Raw genomic sequence first — 16,508 nt, forward strand, 5'->3', positions numbered from 1 at the left:
CCATGACCGTGCTCGAGAATCTTGAGATGACCGCGACCGGCACCGCCGCCACCGTCGAATTCCGGGACCTGCGCCGGGAGTTCGGCGCCACCGTCGCCCTCGACGGCCTCGATCTGACCGTCCGCCCCGGCGAACTGCTCGCCCTGCTCGGCCCCTCCGGCTGCGGCAAGACCACCGCCCTGCGGATGCTCGCCGGCTTCGAACACCCCGACGCCGGCGAGGTGCTGGTCGACGGGGAGGACGTCACCCGCGTCCCGGCCCACCGGCGCGACGCCGGGATGGTCTTCCAGTCGTACAGCCTCTTCCCGCACCTCAGCGCCCTCGACAACGTGGCCTTCGGCCTGCGTATGCGCAAGGTGCGCACGGCCGAACGGCGTTCCCGGGCAGCCGAGTTGCTCGATCTCGTGGGCCTCGCCGACAAGGGCGCCCAGTACCCCCACCAGCTCTCCGGCGGCCAGCAGCAGCGCGTCGCCCTCGCCCGGGCGCTCGCCCTGCGGCCCCGTGTGCTGCTGCTCGACGAACCGCTCTCCGCTCTCGACGCCAAGGTGCGGCTCACCCTCCGCGAGGAGATCCGCCGGCTCCAGCAGGAGCTGGGCATCACCACCCTCTTCGTGACGCACGACCAGGAGGAGGCCCTGTCCATGGCCGACCGGGTCGCGGTGATGCACGCCGGACGCCTCGAACAGTGCGCCACCCCGGTCGAGTTGTACGGCCGCCCGGCCACCGCCTTCGTCGCCGAGTTCGTCGGCACGATGAGCCGGATCCCGGGCCGGCTCGACGGCACCACCGTCGAGGTCCTCGGCCGCCGGCTCCCCGTGGACGGCACGGCACCGGACACCGCGGACGTGGACGTCCTGGTACGGCCGGAGGCGGTCGGCGTACGGGCGGACGACACCGGGGACGCCCAGGTCGTCGCCACCGCGTTCCTCGGCGCCGCCACCCGCCTCACCGTACGGCTCGCCGACGGCAGCGAGGTCAAGGCCGACCTGCCCACGCACGAGGCGGCGGCCCTCGGCGCCGGAAGCTCCGTGACGGTCGGCCTCCCCGAGCGGCCCGTACTGGTCGCGGCCCGCCCCACCCGCTGAGACACGGGCGCCCGCCCTCACGGCGGGACCCGCGGTCCCGACACACCCACGGAAAGAGAGTCCCGTGTCCCGATCCGCGCTCCAGGCCGCCCTGTTCGACATGGACGGCACGCTCGTCGACACCGAGCGGCTGTGGTGGGAGGCGGTCGCAGAGGTGGCCGCCGGCCTCGGGCGCGCGCTGACCGAGGCCGACCAGCCCGACGTACTGGGCCGCCCCGTCGAGCACACCGCCGGCTGGCTGGCCGCCCTCACCGGCGCCGACGGGGACGCGCTCGCCGCCGAGCTGCACCGGGAGTTCGCCGAACGGGTCCGCACCGGGATCGTGCCCCGCCCGGGCGCGCTGGAGCTGCTGCGGGCCCTGGCCCGCGAGGGCGTGCCCACCGCCCTGGTCACCGCGTCGCCGCGTGCCGTCGCCGACACCGTCCTCGACGTCCTCGGCCGAGACCTGTTCGCCGTCTCCGTGACCGCCGACGACACCGAGCACACCAAGCCCGCCCCGACCCCTACCTCGCCGCCTGCCACGCCCTCGGTGTCGACCCGCCGCCTGCGTCGCCGTCGAGGACACCAGCACCGGCGTCACCTCGGCCGAGGCCGCCGGGTGCGTGGTCCTCGCCGTTCCCTCGCTCGCCCCCATCGAGGAGGCCCCGGGCCGGACCGTACGGGAGAGCCTGGAGGCCGTGACACCGGCGAGCCTGCGGCTGCTGGTCGCGCCCGACGGACCCGCCCTGCGCGTGATGACCTGGAACCTCTGGTACGGCGGCACCAAGGTCCGCGATCACCGCGCCAAGCAGCTCAAGGTGATCACCGAGACCGGTGTCGACGTGGTCGGCCTCCAGGAGACGTACGGCACCGCCGCCCAGGAACTCGCCGACGCCCTCGGCTGGCACCACCACCGGGCCGGCGACAACCTCGGCATCATCAGCCGCCACCCGATCACGGCTCGCCTCGGTGACCCCGACGTCGGCTTCTACGGGGCCGCCGGCGTCCGTATCAGGACCGACTCCGGCGCCGAGGTCGACATCTGGACGGTCCACCTCGACTACCAGCCGTACGGTCCCTACGAGGCCGCCTTCGACGGGCTGCCGGCCGCCGAGCTGATCGCCCACGAGGAGGTGCGGCTGGCCCAGCTGCGGGACTGTCTGCGCCGGCTCGACGACACCGCGCCCGCCGTGCCCGTCGTGCTGGTCGGTGACTTCAACAGCCCCTCGCACCTCGACCGGCCGGACGTCGACTGGCCGGTGACCAGGGCCGCCGAGGCGGACGGACTGCGCGACTCCTACCGCGAGGCCCACCCCGACCCCGTGCGGCAGCCCGGCCACACCTGGTCGCCGATCCACGTCGAGCACGAAGACGGCAGCGGCCGGCCCGAGCCGCAGGACCGGATCGACTTCGTCCTGCACCGGGGCCTCGCGGTGCTCGACTCCCGGACCCACGTCAGCGGCACCCCCCGCCCGTGGCCGGACGTCGAGGACAACGACTGGCCGTCGGACCACGCCGCGGTGATCACCACGTTCGCGCTGGAGCCGGAGCCGCAGCCGGACGCCGGGCGCGATCCCCGATAACCCCTGGGCCGGAAGGTGCGGCCGGGCTAGTATCGGTGCCATGACCTGGCGACATTGATCCACCAGCCGCGCCTCCCGAGGACCGCCTCGGACGCCGTACCGACGACGTCCGATCCGCTCCCTCGGGAAGGCCTCATGACTCTCTCACCCGCGCGTGCGCCCGGTGACGCGACCACCGGTGTCCGGCGGCTCACGGCCACGCTGTACGCCTACGCGTTCCTCGACGACTTCGTGCTGCTCTACCCGGTGTACGCGCTGCTGTTCAGCGACACCGGCCTGTCGATCTGGCAGATCTCCTCCCTGTTCGCCCTGTGGTCCGTCACCGGGATCGTGCTGGAGGTGCCCTCCGGTGCCTGGGCCGACGCCGTCTCCCGGCGACTGCTGCTGTGGGCGGGGCCGCTGCTCACCGCCGTCGGCTTCGCCCTGTGGGTGATCGTTCCCTCGTACTGGGCCTTCGCCCTCGGATTCGTCCTGTGGGGTGTGCGCGGCGCGCTCGGTTCCGGTGCGCTGGAAGCACTCGTCTACGACGAGCTCGACCGGCTGGGCGCCGCCGACCGGTACGCGCGGGTCGTCGGCCGGGCCCAGGCGGTCGGCATGGTCGCCGTGATGGCCGCGATGGGGCTCGCCGGTCCGGTCCTCGACCTCGGCGGCTACCCGGCCGTGGGTGCGGCGAGCATCCTGGCCTGTGTGCTGACCTCGGTGACGGCCACGCGGTTCCCCGAACACCGGGAAGCGGTGCCGGGGCCGAAGCACGCCTCCACCCTCGCCACCCTGCGGGCGGGGCTCACCGAGGTCCGCCGGGACCGGTCCGTACGGGGCACGCTGCTTCTCGTGCCGGCCGTCGGGGCGGTCTGGGGCGCGCTCGACGAGTACACGCCGCTGCTGGTCCGGGACACCGGGGTGGCCGAGCAGACGGTTCCGTACCTGCTGCTGGTGATCTGGGTGGGTAGGCGATCGGCAGCCTGCTGACCGGCCTGGGGAGCGGTGGGGCACGGCCCGGCTGGGGGCGGTGCTCGCGGGCTCGGCGGTCGCGCTGGCCGTGGGGGCGCTGCTGGGGACGCCGGCCGGCATCGGACTGGTGGCCGTCGCCTTCGGGGGCTTCCAGCTGGTCAACGTGCTCGCCGACGCGCGGTTGCAGGACCGGATCGACGCGGCCCGGCGGGCGACGGTGACGTCCGTCGCGAGCATGGGGACCGAGACGGCGACGGTCGCCGTCTTCGCCGCGTACGCGGTGATCGGGGCGGCGGGGTATGCGCACGGGGTGGTGTTCGCCGTGTTCGCGGTGCCGTATCTCGTGACGGCGGGTGTGTTGGTGGGGCGAAGAGGCGCGTAGAGCGCGGGGCGCGTGGGCGGCTGCGGGTGCATTGTGGCTGATCGCGCAGTTCCCCGCGCCCCTTGAGGGGCGCGGGTGGCGCCCTCTCTCAGGCGCGCAACGAATCGTCGTGCGGGCCGGCACCCACGCAATGAATCGTCCCTCGGTGCGCAATGGCCGCCGCTTGTCCGGGTCGGCGCGGCGGCCGTACCGTCTTTCTGGCCCCCTTTCTGGCCCCCGAACACCCCCTTGTCCCGGTGAGGAACACGCATGCGTACCGCCCTGCTCCAGAGTTCCGGTCTGCCCGGCTCGGTCGTCGGGAACCTGAAGGTGCTCGACGAGGCCGCGGGCGGGCCGCCGACGCCGGGCGGGGCTGGTGGTGACGCCGGAGATGTTCCTGACGGGGTACGCGATCGGCGACGACATCGCGCGGCTCGCCGAGGCGGCCGACGGCGACTCGGCCGACGCGGTCGCCGAGATCGCGGGACGCCACGGCGTCGCGATCGTCTACGGGTACCCGGAGCGCGCCGGTGAGGTGGTCTTCAACTCGGCGCAGCTCGTCTCCGCCGAGGGCGTCCGACTGGCGAACTACCGCAAGACCCATCTCTTCGGCTGCTTCGAGCGCGACCACTTCGCTCCCGGCGAGCGCAGCGTCGTCCAGGCCGACCTGGGCGGGCTCCGCGTCGGACTCCTGATCTGCTACGACGTGGAGTTCCCGGAGAACGTCCGCGCCCACGCGCTCGCCGGCACCGATCTGCTGGTGGTGCCGACGGCCCAGATGCATCCCTTCCAGTTCGTCGCCGAGTCGATGATCCCGGTGCGGGCCTTCGAGAACCAGATGTACGTCGCCTACGTCAACCGGGTCGGCCGCGAGGGGGAGTTCGAGTTCGTCGGGCTCTCCACACTGGCCGGGCCGGACGGGGTCGCGCGCACCCGCGCCGGACGCGAGGAGGACCTCGTCCTCGCCGACGTCGACCCCGCGTTCGTCGCGGCCTCCCGCGAGGCGAACCCGTATCTCCAGGACCGTCGCCCCGGTCTCTACGGCTCCCTCGTCTGAGCCCCGCCCCGCCCCACCCCGAACACCCGCTTCACCGCAAGGAGTCCGTACCCCATGACGTCCACCGTGCCCAACGCCGTCGAGCACGCAGACGAGCAGCAGCCGCCGATCACCATGTTCGGCCCGGACTTCCCGTACGCGTACGACGACTTCCTGGCCCACCCGGCCGGTCTGGGCCAGATACCGGCCACCGAGCACGGGGCCGAGGTCGCGGTGATCGGCGGCGGGCTGTCCGGCATCGTGGCGGCTTACGAGTTGATGAAGATGGGGCTCAAGCCGGTCGTGTACGAGGCCGACCGGATCGGCGGGCGTCTGCGGACGGTCGGTTTCGACGGATGCGATCCGTCGCTCACCGCCGAGATGGGGGCCATGCGCTTCCCGCCGTCCTCCACGGCGCTGCAGCACTACATCGACCTGGCGGGTCTGGAGACCTGGCCGTTCCCCAACCCCCTCGCGGAGGCCACGCCGTCGACCGTCGTCGATCTCAAGGGCGAGTCCCACTACGCCGAGACCATCGACGACCTGCCGCAGGTCTACCGGGACGTGGCCGCCGCCTGGAAGGCCTGCCTGGAAGAGGGCGCCGACTTCTCCGACATGAACCGGGCGCTGCGTGAGCGGGACGTGCCGCGCATCCGGGAGATCTGGGCGAAGCTCGTCGAGCGGCTCGACAACCAGACCTTCTACGGCTTCCTCTGCGACTCCGAGGCGTTCAAGTCCTTCCGGCACCGCGAGATCTTCGGCCAGGTCGGCTTCGGCACCGGCGGCTGGGACACCGACTTCCCCAACTCCATCCTGGAGATCCTGCGCGTCGTCTACACCGAGGCCGACGACCACCACCGCGGCATCGTCGGCGGCAGCCAGCAACTCCCGCTGCGGCTCTGGGAGCGCGAGCCCGAGAAGATCGTGCACTGGCCGTACGGGACGTCCCTGAGGTCCCTGCACGCCGAGGGGGAGCCGCGGCCCGCCGTCACCCGGCTGCAGCGGACCGCCGGCAACCGGATCACGGTGACGGACGCGAACGGTGACATCCGTACGTACCGGGCGGCGATCTTCACCGCCCAGTCCTGGATGCTGCTGTCGAAGATCGCCTGTGACGACTCGCTCTTCCCGATCGACCACTGGACGGCCATCGAGCGGACCCACTACATGGAGTCCAGCAAGCTCTTCGTGCCCGTGGACCGGCCGTTCTGGCTCGACAAGGCCGTCGACGACAGGGGAAATCCGACCGGGCGGGACGTGATGTCGATGACACTCACCGACCGGATGACGCGCGGGACCTACCTCCTCGACGACGGCCCCGACAAGCCCGCCGTCATCTGCCTCTCCTACACCTGGTGCGACGACAGCCTCAAGTGGCTGCCGCTGTCGGCGAACGAGCGGATGGAGGTCATGCTGAAGTCGCTCGGCGAGATCTACCCGAACGTCGACATCCGCAGCCATGTCATCGGCAACCCGGTGACCGTCTCCTGGGAGAACGAGCCCTACTTCATGGGCGCGTTCAAGGCGAACCTGCCCGGCCACTACCGCTACCAGCGGCGCCTGTTCACCCACTTCATGCAGGACCGGCTGCCCGACGACAAGCGGGGCATCTTCCTCGCCGGCGACGACATCTCCTGGACGGCCGGCTGGGCGGAGGGCGCGATCCAGACCGCGCTCAACGCGGTCTGGGGTGTCATGCACCACTTCGGCGGCACCACGGACGCGACCAACCCCGGCCCGGGAGACCTCTACCACACGATCGCTCCCGTCGAACTCCCCGAGGACTAGGGCCTGTCGTTCCGATCACGCCTGGGCCGCGGGGCTTGCCGGCAGGCCTCAGGCGCCGTCGCCCGAAGTCGGCGTGATCCAAACGACAGACCCTAGGAGCGGGTTCGGGGCCAGTCGGTTCGCTCGGGCAGCGGGGTCAGCAGCATGCGGCCCGCCAGGCCCACCGCCGCGTCCAGCCGGTGGGCGAACTCCTCGGCGAGATCCGGGAGCCCGCGCAGTGCCCACAGCGCGCGGGCGGCCGACCAACTGGCCTCACGGGCGCGTTCCAGGCTCCACGCGCCGAGCAGATGGGTGAGCGGATCAGCGACCTGAAGCAGATCGGGACCCGGCATCAGCTCCTCGCGGATACGTTCCTCCAACGCAACGAGGACATCGCCCACCTGCTCGAACTCGTCCTCCAGATCGGCTGGTCCGCAGCCGAGCGTACGACAGCTGTCCACGACGGCCAGGGCGAGATCGTGCCCGATGTGCGCGTTGATGCCGCAGAGGGCGAACTGCAGCGGGCGTACCCCGGGATGACGCCGGAACTGCAGCAGCGGCCGCCAGCACGCGGGTGCGCGGCCGCCCTCGGCGACGCTCAGATACCGCTCGGCGAAGAGCACGTCCAGAGTGATCGCGGCCTCGGCGTCCGGGAAGTGACCGGTGTCCAGGCGCCGGCCGATGGCCTCCGTGACAGCGAGGTAGACCCTGTTGAAGACCGCGATCCCGTCCCGCTCGGGAAGGATCGCGTCCAGGGCTCGCATACGGCGGACGACGGTGTCCACCGCGCCGGCCGCGACCGCCGTGCCCGTCGAGTCCCCGGAATTGGTGAAATGTTCCCACAGCGCCATAGGGGGCAGGGTCGCAGGCCTACGCTGACACCGGTGCCGCCGTGCCCGGCGCGTCCCCGGAACGGGGTAACGCGGGCGCGGCGGGAAGTGCCGGGGAACCGACGCAGCGCGGTCCGGGGAGCAGGGGGGAGCACCACGTGCCAGGCTTACGCGCCCAGCGTCTGGCCGCACGCCGGGCCGAACGTCGGCGGGCGGTTCGGCGCGCTGCCATGACGGCCGTCGCGGCGATCGTGGCCGTCGGCGGAACGGTCACCGCGATGGTGGCGGCGACGGGCGGCGAGACCCGACCGCCGACGAGCCGCTCAGGGGGCCACCCGTCCGGTCTCTCCGCCCCCTCCGCGCTTTCCGGCCCGACCGGACCGGCTTCTCCCGGCCCCACCTCCCCACGACACACCTCGCCCTCGCCGTCGCCCTCGCACTCGCGCGGGCCCTCGGTGAAGGCCGGCACGGCGCCCTCGGCGGAGCGGACCGAACGGCGGGCGGCACCCGGGACCGGCCCCGGCGAGCTCTACCGCCACCCCGACTCGCAGGTCCTCGACTGGGTCCGTGACCACCCCGACGACCCGCGCGGCGCCGCCATCGAGACGGGCATCGCCGATCGCCCCGCCGCCGTCTGGTTCACCGATCCCACCCCCGCCACGATCACCTCCCAGGTCGCGGCGGTCGCCTCCGGAGGCGCCGCGCGGGACCAGGTGCCGGTCCTCGTGGCCTACGCGATCCCCGACCGGGACTGCGGCGGTGCCTCGCAGGGCGGGGCGCCGAACCTGGACGCGTACGACACCTGGATCGACGCGTTCGCCGCCGGGCTCGGCTCGGACGACGTCATCGTGATCCTGGAGCCGGACGCGATCGCCCAGTCCGACTGTCTCTCCGTCGACGCCCGCGCCGACCGCTTCTCCTCACTCGCCCGCGCGGGCCGGGTCGTCAAGGCGGCCAACCCGAGCGCCCGCGTCTACCACGACGCCGGACACTCGGAATGGAACACCCCGGTCGAGCAGGCCGCACTCCTGCGGCAGGCGGGCGCCGCCGCTCCCGACGGCTCCGACGGCGTCTTCAGCAACGTGTCGAACTTCAACCGCACGCAAGCCGAGGTCGCCTACACCCGCCGGGTCCTCGTCGCCCTCGGCGCTCCCGCCGGCCTCGGCGCCGTCATCGACACCAGCCGCAACGGCAACGGCGCCCCGGCCGACGGCGCCTGGTGCGACCCCGCGGGCCGCGCCCTCGGCCGCCCACCCACCCTCACCACCGGCGAACCCCGCGTCGACGCCTATCTGTGGGTGAAACTCCCGGGCGAGTCCGACGGCTGCCGGGGAGGGCCGGGGCGTTCTCGCCGGGTACGCGTACGAGCTGGCGCGCGGGTGAGGGGGCCCGGCGCCCGGATCAGGGCTTCAGGTCGGGAAGCGGGGGAACCGGGCGCGGCCGGATCAGGGCTTCAGGTCGGGAAGCGGGGGAACCGGGCGCGGCCGGATCAGGGCTTCAGGTCGGGCAGCGCCACGTTCGGCCGGGGCACCTGCGGGCGGTCGCGATCGCTGGTGCGCAGCACGCCCGCGAAGACGACCAGGCCGCACGCCAGCACGGTCACCAGGCCGAACGAGACGACCAGGCTGGTCAACTGCGCCAGACCGCCGATCGCGCTCGGCGCGACGAGCCCCGAGGTGTAGGTGATGGTGGCGACCCCCGCGATGGCCAGACTGGGGTTCGACCCGCTGCGGCCCGCGGCGGCGAAGCAGAGCGGCACGACGACCGCGATGCCGAGGCCCATCAGGGCGAACCCGGTCATCGCCACCGCCGGTGCGTCCGCGACGACGATGAGGACCCCGCCGAGTGCGGCCAGCACGCCGCCGGCCCGGACGGTACGGACCGAGCCGAAGCGGTTGACCACCGCGTCGCCCGTCAGCCGGGCCACCGCCATGGTCAGCATGAACCCGGTGGTGCACGCCGCCGCGAGCCCGGCCGAGGTCTCCAACTGGTCCCGCAGGTAGACCGCCGACCAGTCCAGGGCCGCCCCCTCCGCGAACACCGCGCAGAACCCGACCGCGCCGATGAGCAGCGCCGACTTCGGCGGCAGCGCGAACCGGGGCGGCGGCTCCTCGTCCTCGGTGGGCCGCAGATCCAGGACCCACTGGCAGGCGATCAGCCCGAACGCGGTGAGCGAGGCCGCGGCGAGCGCGTGGTGCAGCCGGACGTCCGACCCGAGGTGCGCGGCGAGCGTGCCGGCCGCCGAGCCGACGAGGGCGCCCACGCTCCACATGCCGTGCAGCCCCGACATGATCGACTTCCCGAGGCGGTTCTCCACGTCGACACCGAGCGCGTTCATGGCGACATCCGCCATGCCCGCCGACGCGCCGTACACGAACAGCGCGAGACAGAGGGTCCAGAGGTTCGGCGCGAGGGAGGGCAGGACCAGGGCGAGCGTCCACAGCGAGAGCAGTCCGCGCAACGCCGTCCGGGCGCCGAACCGGTGGCTGATGCGTCCCGCGAGCGGCATCGCCAGCGAGGCGCCGATCGCGGGAAAGGCGAGTGCGAGACCCAGCTGGCCCGCGCTGACCCCCGCGTGGTCCTGGATCCACGGCACGCGGGTCGCGAACGAGCCGGTGACGGCGCCGTGCACCGCGAACACGGCCGCCACGGCGTACCGTGCCCGCCTCACCTCGCGCCGCTCGTAGATCACCGCACTCATTCTCCGCCTCCGTGAATCCTCGGTATGCCGCGAGGCGCCGCGCCTCGGCTGTCGTCGCGCCGCGAGGGCGCCGCCCCCGCCTCCGGATTCGCCACGAGGGCACCCGGCCGGCCTTCGGCTCTCGGCCGTCGTACGGACGGCGGCCCAGCCGGCGCTGCTCCCGGCGTCTCCCGTGCCCCGCGCCACGGATGCGCCTGTACGGGGGCACGCCCCCGCGCTCCGTTCCTCAGCCGCCTGCCTGTCTGCCCGCCTACCGCCCTCGGCTCTCCGGTTCCCCGATGCCCTCGGCCCACCCGGGTCCCATGGCGCTGACGTAAACTATCAGGAACCCTGCCTGATAGATAGGAGGTGGGGAGGGGAGCAGGTGCTCCAGGCCCGACCACCCCTGAGCGCCGCCTTTCTGGGAGGATCCCGGCATGCCCGCATCACCCAGCACCGCCCGAGCCATCAACGACCGGCTCGCCCTGCGGCTGCTGCAGCAGGAAGGGCCGCTGACGGCAGGGCGGTTGAAGCAGCTCACGGGGCTGTCCCGGCCCACCGTGGCCGACCTCGTGGAGCGCCTCACGGCCGCCGGGCTGATCGAGGTCGTGGGGGAGTCCGGGGAGCAGCGGCGCGGGCCCAACGCCCGCGTCCACGGCATCGTCGCCGACCGCGCGCACCTCGCCGCCCTCGATGTGCGCACCGAGGGCGTCTCGGTCGTCGTGGCCGACCTGATCGGCACGGAGCTGACGCGGGCGTCCGTCCCGATCGCGGACGACACCGGCACCGGGCCCGCGGTGGAGCAGGCGGTCACCCTGGTGGAGCGCGCGGCCAAGGAGGCGGGCGCCGACCGGCTGCACACGGTGGTGATCGGCGCCCCCGGCCTGATCGACCCGGCCACCGGCGAACTCCGTGACTCCAGCGGCCTGCCCGCATGGCACCGTCGCCTGGTCGCCGCCCTCGGTGAACGGCTCCCCGCCCGCGTGCTCGTCGAGAACGAGACCAACCTCGCCGCGCTCGCCGAACAGCGCGACGGTGCCGCCCGCGACCGCGACACCTTCGTCCTCCTCTGGCTGGGCCTCGGCACCGGAGCGGCCGTGGTCCTCGACGGCCACCTGCGGCGCGGTGCCTCCGGCGGCACCGGGGAGATCGGCTTCCTCCCGGTCCCGGGCACGGCCACGGTCCCCTCGGCCGTCGGCTGCGAGGGCGGCTTCCACTCCCTCGGCGGCGCGGCGGCGGTGACGGCACTGGCCGCCGCACACGGCCTCACGGCCGAGGCCGCGCCGCACGAGCCGTACGCGGCGACGCTGGTGCGGTCGGCGGTGACCGCCCTCGCCACGAACGACGCGGCGCCCGCGTCGGCGCCCGTGCCCCACGCCGCCTTCCTCGACGCCCTCTCCGACCGCGTGGCCATCGGCGCGGCCTCGGTCGTCGCCGTGCTCGACCCCGGGTGTGTGGTGCTCGGGGGCGAGGTCGGCAGGCCGGTGGGGAGGAGCTCGCCGTCAGGGTGGGGGAGCGGCTGGCGGTCATGTCGCCGCTGCCGACGGAGGTGCGGGCCGGGGGCCTCGGCGGGACCGCGGTCCTGCGCGGCGCGTTGCTCATGGCCCGGGAGGCGGCCCAGGACGACCTGTTCGGAGCGCCGGCGCGATAGGTCCGACGTCCAGCCCGCGCGACAGCCGGACGTTCAGCAGGTCAGGTCCAGGGGAGTGGCCCTCGCACCCGGCCCCCACTCCCGGCCTTCACCGCTTGCCCGGCCTCGTCCCGAACCGCCGCTCCAGGTGCTCCGCGAACGTCCCGATTCCCACGGCCCGCTCCGGCGCGAGGTGTCCGCCGTCCCGGAAGCCCCGGTAGGCCGTGCCGAACAGGGGGACGTTCAGGAGCGGGCGGCGGCGGCCGGTGGCCGTCAGGTAGGCGCGGGCCAGGTCGGGGAAGGTGAGGATCTCCGGGCCGCCCAGGTCGTCCACCCGGCCCGCGGGGGCGCCCCCGGCAAGCTCCGCCAGGCGGTCGGCGACCTCGGTGACGGCGACGGGCTGGTCGCTCACCCCGGCGGGGAGCATCATGACCGGCGGCTTGGAGAGAACCTCGAAGAGCAGTACGAGAAGGTCGTGGAACTGGGTCGCGCGCAGGATCGTCCAGCCCAGCCCGGACCCCTCGACCAGGCGCTCGACGGCCAGCTTGGACCGGTAATAGCCCAGCGGCACCCGGTCCACACCGACGATCGAGATGTAGACCAGATGGCCCACCCCGGCCCGCCGCGCCGCCTGGATCAGGTGCTCCGCCGCCTTCTCGTCGCCCCCGCGCGGCGAGGTCGCGCAGTGCACGATCGTGTCCACCCCGGCCACGGCCGGGTCCAGCCCGCTCCCGCCCGCGACGAGATCGACGGCGTACGGCCGCGCGTGCCTGCTGAGCACCCGCACCTCGTGCCCGTTCGCGCGCAACCGCTCGCCGAGAGGGCGGCCGAGAACGCCGGTGCCACCGGTCACCAGGATCGTGGTCATGCTGTAGGTCCCCTTCACGTCGACGCGTGGCCGTCCCGAGAACACCAGCGTGCGGGCCGCGGCCCCGGCCGGCAGCGCGGGGGACCCGGCGGCGGGGCAAGGGCCGTCGTCACCGCCGCCGGGCCGTTCGAGGCGGGTACCGCGACCGCAGACTTTAAAAGGACTAGACCAAGACGGTCAATGGGTCGGGGCCCCTTCGAGTGGGGCCGCTGTGACGGAAATTGACCCTTGGTCAGTGATAGCCGAAACCCGTCGGTGTTCGCCGGAGAAGTCCAGTGATGTCGTCTGTGAGCCAGCCCACAGCCCTCACCCGCATGGGTGGCGACCGGGCGTGGCACACTGGCCATGTACCAGAAGCAGCGCACTCCGGGGTCGGTGAAAGTCCGAACCGGCGGTTATAGTCCGCGACCCGGTCGCTTCCAGCGGCCGGTTGACCAGGTGAAATTCCTGGACCGACGGTTAAAGTCCGGATGGGAGGCAGTGCGCGGCGGGCGGGCATACGTGCGCGCCGCCGTCTGTTTTCGGTCTGCCTCGACAGGGGTGGGCCCACACACGGCGTCCGCTCCCGGTGCCGCTGTCCGCTCTGTCTGTCGTCTTCGACAGCCCCGGAGTCCGTGCCCCACGAGGCAGGAGGACCCGGGAAGTGTTCACCGGAATCGTCGAAGAGCTGGGTGAGGTCACCGCCGTCGAGAACCTCGGCGACTCCTCCCGCTTCCGTCTGCGCGGCGCCGTCGTCACCCAGGGGGCGAAGCACGGCGACTCCATCGCCGTCAACGGCGTCTGTCTCACGGTCGTCGAGCACGAGGACGACTGGTTCACCGCCGACGTCATGGCGGAGACCCTCGAACGCTCCAGCCTCGGCGCCCTCGCCGTCGGCTCCCGGGTCAACCTCGAACGCCCCATGGCCGTCGGTGAGCGCCTCGGCGGACACATCGTGCAGGGCCACGTCGACGGAACCGGCCAGGTCATCGAGCGCAAGCCGTCCGAGAACTGGGAGATCGTCAAGATCTCGCTCCCGGCGGACCTCACCCGGTACGTCGTCGAGAAGGGCTCCATCACCGTCGACGGCATCAGCCTCACCGTCGTCGACGCCGGCCCCGACCACTTCACCGTCAGCCTCATCCCCACCACCCTCGACCTGACCACCCTCGGCCGCAAGCAGCCCGGCGACCCGGTGAACCTTGAGGTCGACGTCATCGCCAAGTACGTCGAGCGCCTGCTGGGCAACCAGGGGACGGCGGGCGCCCCGGGAGCGGGACGGTGAACTCCCTGAACAGCGTCGCCTTCACCGCCTTCGGCCAGCAGATCCTCTGGTCGGACATGATCGGCAACGTCCTCGGCCTGATCGCCCTCGCCCTCGGCGCGATCCGCTCCCTGTGGAACTGGCCCGTGCAGTTCCTCTCCGGTCTGGTCCTCTTCGGCGCCTTCGTCGGCCACCTCACCGGCAGCGCCGGCAAGCAGGTCATCGTCATGGCCGTCGCCGCGTACGGCTGGTGGCAGTGGAACCGCACGAAGGGACGGTCGGCGGACGGCGCCATCACCCCGCGCTTCGCCACCTGGCGCGAGCGCGGCTACCTGATCGCCGGCGCCGTGCTCGGCACCCTCGCAGTCGGCGGCCTGTTCACCGCCTTCCCGACCCTGTCCTGGGACCCCTGGCCGGACGCCTACATCTTCACCGGCACCATCGTCGCCATGTACGCCCAGGCGCGCGGCATGGTCGAGTTCTGGTTCGCCTGGCTGCTCGTCGACCTCGTCGGAGTCCCTCTCAACTTCGCCAACGGATACGCGTTCTCCGGATTCGTCTACATCATCTACGGCGCGCTCGTCCTGTGGGGCATGCGCGACTGGTGGCTGCGCTCCCGCAAGCCCGCCCTGGAAGGAGCTCCCGCATGAGCACGGCGCCGATCCTCTACAGCACGGACGACATCGAGGACTTCCGGCTCGACCCCGTCGAGCAGGCCATCGCCGACATCGCGGCGGGCCGCCCCGTCGTCGTCGTCGACGACGAGAACCGCGAGAACGAGGGCGACCTCGTCATCGCCGCCGAGAAGGCCACCCCCGAGATCATCGCCTTCATGATGAGCGAGTGCCGGGGCATGATCTGCGCCCCCATGGAGGGCGACGAGCTGGACCGGCTCGAACTGCCGCAGATGGTGCAGCAGAACACCGAGTCCATGCGCACCGCCTTCACCGTCACCGTCGACGCGGGCCCCCGGCACGGCGTCACCACCGGCATCTCCGCCTCCGACCGCGCCACCACCCTGCAACTCCTGGCGAGCGGCACCGCCGAGCCCGGCGACTTCGTCCGCCCCGGCCACATCTTCCCGCTGCGCGCCCGCACCGGCGGGGTGCTCGTGCGCGACGGCCACACCGAGGCCGCCGTCGACCTCGCCCGCCTCGCGGGTCTGCGCCCGGCCGGCGCGATCGTCGAGATCGCCGGCGAGGACGGCCGCATGCTGCGCCTGCCCGACCTGATCCCGTTCGCCCGCAAGCACGGCCTGACGATCATTTCCATCGAGGACCTCATCGCCTACCGGCGCAGCTCCGAGCCCACCGTCAGGCGCGAGGCGAAGACCCAACTCCCCACCGTCTTCGGTGACTTCACGGCCTACGGCTACCGCTCCACCGTCGACGGCGTCGAGCATGTCGCCCTCGTCCACGGCGAGATCGGCGACGGCGAGGACGTCCTCGTCCGGGTCCACTCCGAATGCCTCACCGGCGACATCTTCCACTCGCTGCGCTGCGACTGCGGCCCCCAGCTGCAGACCTCGCTCCAGCGCATCGCCACCGAAGGCCGCGGCGTCGTCGTCTACCTGCGCGGCCACGAGGGACGCGGCATCGGACTGCTGTCCAAGCTGCGCGCGTACGAACTCCAGGAGCTCGGCCGTGACACCCTCGACGCCAACCTGGAGCTGGGCCTGCCCGCCGACGCCCGGGACTACGGCGCCGGTGCCCAGATCCTCCAGGACCTCGGCGTCCGCGGCCTGCGCCTCATGACGAACAACCCCGAGAAGACCGACGCCCTCGTCCGGCACGGCCTCGCCGTCACCGACCGCGAGCCGATGCCCGTCCGCGCGGGCGAGCACAACCTGCGCTACCTGCGCACCAAGCGGGACCGGATGGGCCACGACCTGCCCTGGCTGGACACGGCCACCACATCCACCTGCGGCAACCAGTAACACCGAACGACCAGCGGCAAGACCAACGAGCAAGAGATCCAGGAACCAAGGAGCAACGTGAGCGGCAAGGGCGCACCCGAACTGTCCGTACGCAACTGCGGCGACCTGCGCGTCGCGGTCATCGCGGCCCAGTGGCACGAGAAGGTGATGGACGGCCTCGTCGAAGGCGCCCTGCGCGCCCTGCGCGACCTGGGCATCGACGAGCCGACCCTGCTGCGGGTCCCCGGCAGCTGGGAACTCCCCGTCGTCGCCAAGGTCCTGGCCGGCCGCGGCTACGACGCGATCGTCGCCCTCGGTGTCGTCATCCGCGGCGGCACCCCCCACTTCGAGTACGTGTGCCAGGGCGTCACCCAGGGCCTCACCCAGGTCTCCGTCGACACCGGAGTCCCCGTCGGCTTCGGCGTACTGACCTGCGACACCGAGGAGCAGGCCCTGGACCGCGCCGGTATCGAGGGCTCGAACGAGGACAAGGGCCACGAGGCGGTGACCGCGGCGGTGGCGACCGCCGCGACCCTCCGCTCAGTATCTGAACCCTGGCGCTGAGGCACGGCCGGTTGCG

The 16,508-nt window shown here is 72.7% G+C and carries 9 protein-coding genes, 5 pseudogenes and 1 riboswitch; of the genes and pseudogenes, 11 read left to right on the top strand and 3 right to left on the bottom strand.

The features are described from left to right. The first annotated feature begins 2 nt into the window (after positions 1 to 2). The 5 genes and pseudogenes from E4N62_RS28450 (at position 3) to E4N62_RS28470 (ending at position 6,783) form a co-directional block, all read left to right on the top strand. On the top strand, positions 3 to 1,085 hold the full coding sequence (locus E4N62_RS28450; protein WP_230219269.1) for an ABC transporter ATP-binding protein: 1,083 nt from the start codon (positions 3 to 5) through the stop codon (positions 1,083 to 1,085). Positions 1,086 to 1,149: 64 nt separating this feature from the next. Further along, a pseudogene (locus E4N62_RS28455) lies at positions 1,150 to 2,647 on the top strand (HAD-IA family hydrolase). Between the two features lie 135 nt (positions 2,648 to 2,782). After that, positions 2,783 to 3,980, top strand: a pseudogene (locus E4N62_RS28460) (MFS transporter). A gap of 249 nt (positions 3,981 to 4,229) precedes the next feature. Then, a pseudogene (locus E4N62_RS28465) lies at positions 4,230 to 5,016 on the top strand (carbon-nitrogen hydrolase family protein). Between the two features lie 54 nt (positions 5,017 to 5,070). Next, on the top strand, positions 5,071 to 6,783 hold the full coding sequence (locus E4N62_RS28470) for an NAD(P)/FAD-dependent oxidoreductase (protein WP_230219271.1): 1,713 nt from the start codon (positions 5,071 to 5,073) through the stop codon (positions 6,781 to 6,783). A 92-nt stretch (positions 6,784 to 6,875) separates the two neighbouring features. Here the strand turns inward: E4N62_RS28470 and E4N62_RS28475 are convergent, their stop codons facing one another. Further along, the gene (locus tag E4N62_RS28475) at positions 6,876 to 7,613 is read right to left on the bottom strand and encodes a DUF5995 family protein (RefSeq protein ID WP_230219273.1); all 738 of its coding nucleotides are present in this window, start codon (positions 7,611 to 7,613) and stop codon (positions 6,876 to 6,878) included. A gap of 209 nt (positions 7,614 to 7,822) precedes the next feature. On the opposite strand from E4N62_RS28475, the pseudogene E4N62_RS28480 reads away from it, so the two are divergent. Continuing rightward, positions 7,823 to 8,975, top strand: a pseudogene (locus E4N62_RS28480) (glycoside hydrolase family 6 protein). 106 nt (positions 8,976 to 9,081) lie between these two features. Here E4N62_RS28480 and E4N62_RS28485 read toward each other — a convergent pair. Beyond that, complete coding sequence (locus E4N62_RS28485; RefSeq protein ID WP_230219275.1) at positions 9,082 to 10,293, bottom strand: MFS transporter; 1,212 nt, start codon at positions 10,291 to 10,293, stop codon at positions 9,082 to 9,084. Between the two features lie 416 nt (positions 10,294 to 10,709). Between E4N62_RS28485 and E4N62_RS28490 the strand changes: the two are divergent. Then, positions 10,710 to 11,923: pseudogene (locus tag E4N62_RS28490) on the top strand (ROK family transcriptional regulator). 88 nt (positions 11,924 to 12,011) lie between these two features. Here E4N62_RS28490 and E4N62_RS28495 read toward each other — a convergent pair. Beyond that, a complete protein-coding gene (locus tag E4N62_RS28495; RefSeq protein WP_230219277.1) occupies positions 12,012 to 12,770 on the bottom strand; it encodes an SDR family oxidoreductase in 759 nt (252 codons plus the stop codon). Positions 12,771 to 13,127: 357 nt separating this feature from the next. Beyond that, positions 13,128 to 13,258, top strand: a riboswitch (FMN riboswitch). Between the two features lie 155 nt (positions 13,259 to 13,413). Here E4N62_RS28495 and E4N62_RS28500 point away from each other — a divergent pair. Genes E4N62_RS28500 through ribH form a run of 4 tightly spaced genes read left to right on the top strand, consistent with a single transcriptional unit; the run spans position 13,414 to position 16,492 of the window. Further along, positions 13,414 to 14,034 carry a riboflavin synthase gene (locus E4N62_RS28500; RefSeq protein ID WP_230219281.1) on the top strand — a complete coding sequence of 207 codons (621 nt, stop codon included), beginning with the start codon at positions 13,414 to 13,416 and terminating at the stop codon, positions 14,032 to 14,034. Beyond that, positions 14,031 to 14,663 carry a nicotinamide mononucleotide transporter family protein gene (locus E4N62_RS28505; RefSeq protein ID WP_230219282.1) on the top strand — a complete coding sequence of 211 codons (633 nt, stop codon included), beginning with the start codon at positions 14,031 to 14,033 and terminating at the stop codon, positions 14,661 to 14,663. The genes E4N62_RS28500 and E4N62_RS28505 overlap by 4 nt, the downstream gene beginning before the upstream one ends. Then, a complete protein-coding gene (locus E4N62_RS28510) occupies positions 14,660 to 15,949 on the top strand; it encodes a bifunctional 3,4-dihydroxy-2-butanone-4-phosphate synthase/GTP cyclohydrolase II (protein ID WP_230219284.1) in 1,290 nt (429 codons plus the stop codon). Before E4N62_RS28505 ends, E4N62_RS28510 begins: the two co-directional genes overlap by 4 nt. 57 nt (positions 15,950 to 16,006) lie before the next feature. Next, positions 16,007 to 16,492: a 6,7-dimethyl-8-ribityllumazine synthase gene (ribH, locus tag E4N62_RS28515; protein ID WP_033532534.1), complete on the top strand. Its 486-nt coding sequence runs from the start codon at positions 16,007 to 16,009 to the stop codon at positions 16,490 to 16,492. The last annotated feature ends 16 nt before the right edge of the window (positions 16,493 to 16,508 follow it).

Origin of the sequence: Streptomyces sp. MNU76 (assembly GCF_020982545.1) — a bacterium.
Taxonomy (GTDB): Bacteria; Actinomycetota; Actinomycetes; order Streptomycetales; family Streptomycetaceae; genus Streptomyces.

What these genes read in the sequence shown, in the direction of transcription:
- E4N62_RS28450 (WP_230219269.1), top strand. Translation starts at nt 3, where the DNA reads ATGACCGTGCTCGAGAATCTTGAGATGACCGCGACCGGCACCGCCGCC.
- E4N62_RS28470 (WP_230219271.1), top strand. Translation starts at nt 5,071, where the DNA reads ATGACGTCCACCGTGCCCAACGCCGTCGAGCACGCAGACGAGCAGCAG.
- E4N62_RS28475 (WP_230219273.1), bottom strand. Translation starts at nt 7,613, where the DNA reads ATGGCGCTGTGGGAACATTTCACCAATTCCGGGGACTCGACGGGCACG.
- E4N62_RS28485 (WP_230219275.1), bottom strand. Translation starts at nt 10,293, where the DNA reads ATGAGTGCGGTGATCTACGAGCGGCGCGAGGTGAGGCGGGCACGGTAC.
- E4N62_RS28495 (WP_230219277.1), bottom strand. Translation starts at nt 12,770, where the DNA reads ATGACCACGATCCTGGTGACCGGTGGCACCGGCGTTCTCGGCCGCCCT.
- E4N62_RS28510 (WP_230219284.1), top strand. Translation starts at nt 14,660, where the DNA reads ATGAGCACGGCGCCGATCCTCTACAGCACGGACGACATCGAGGACTTC.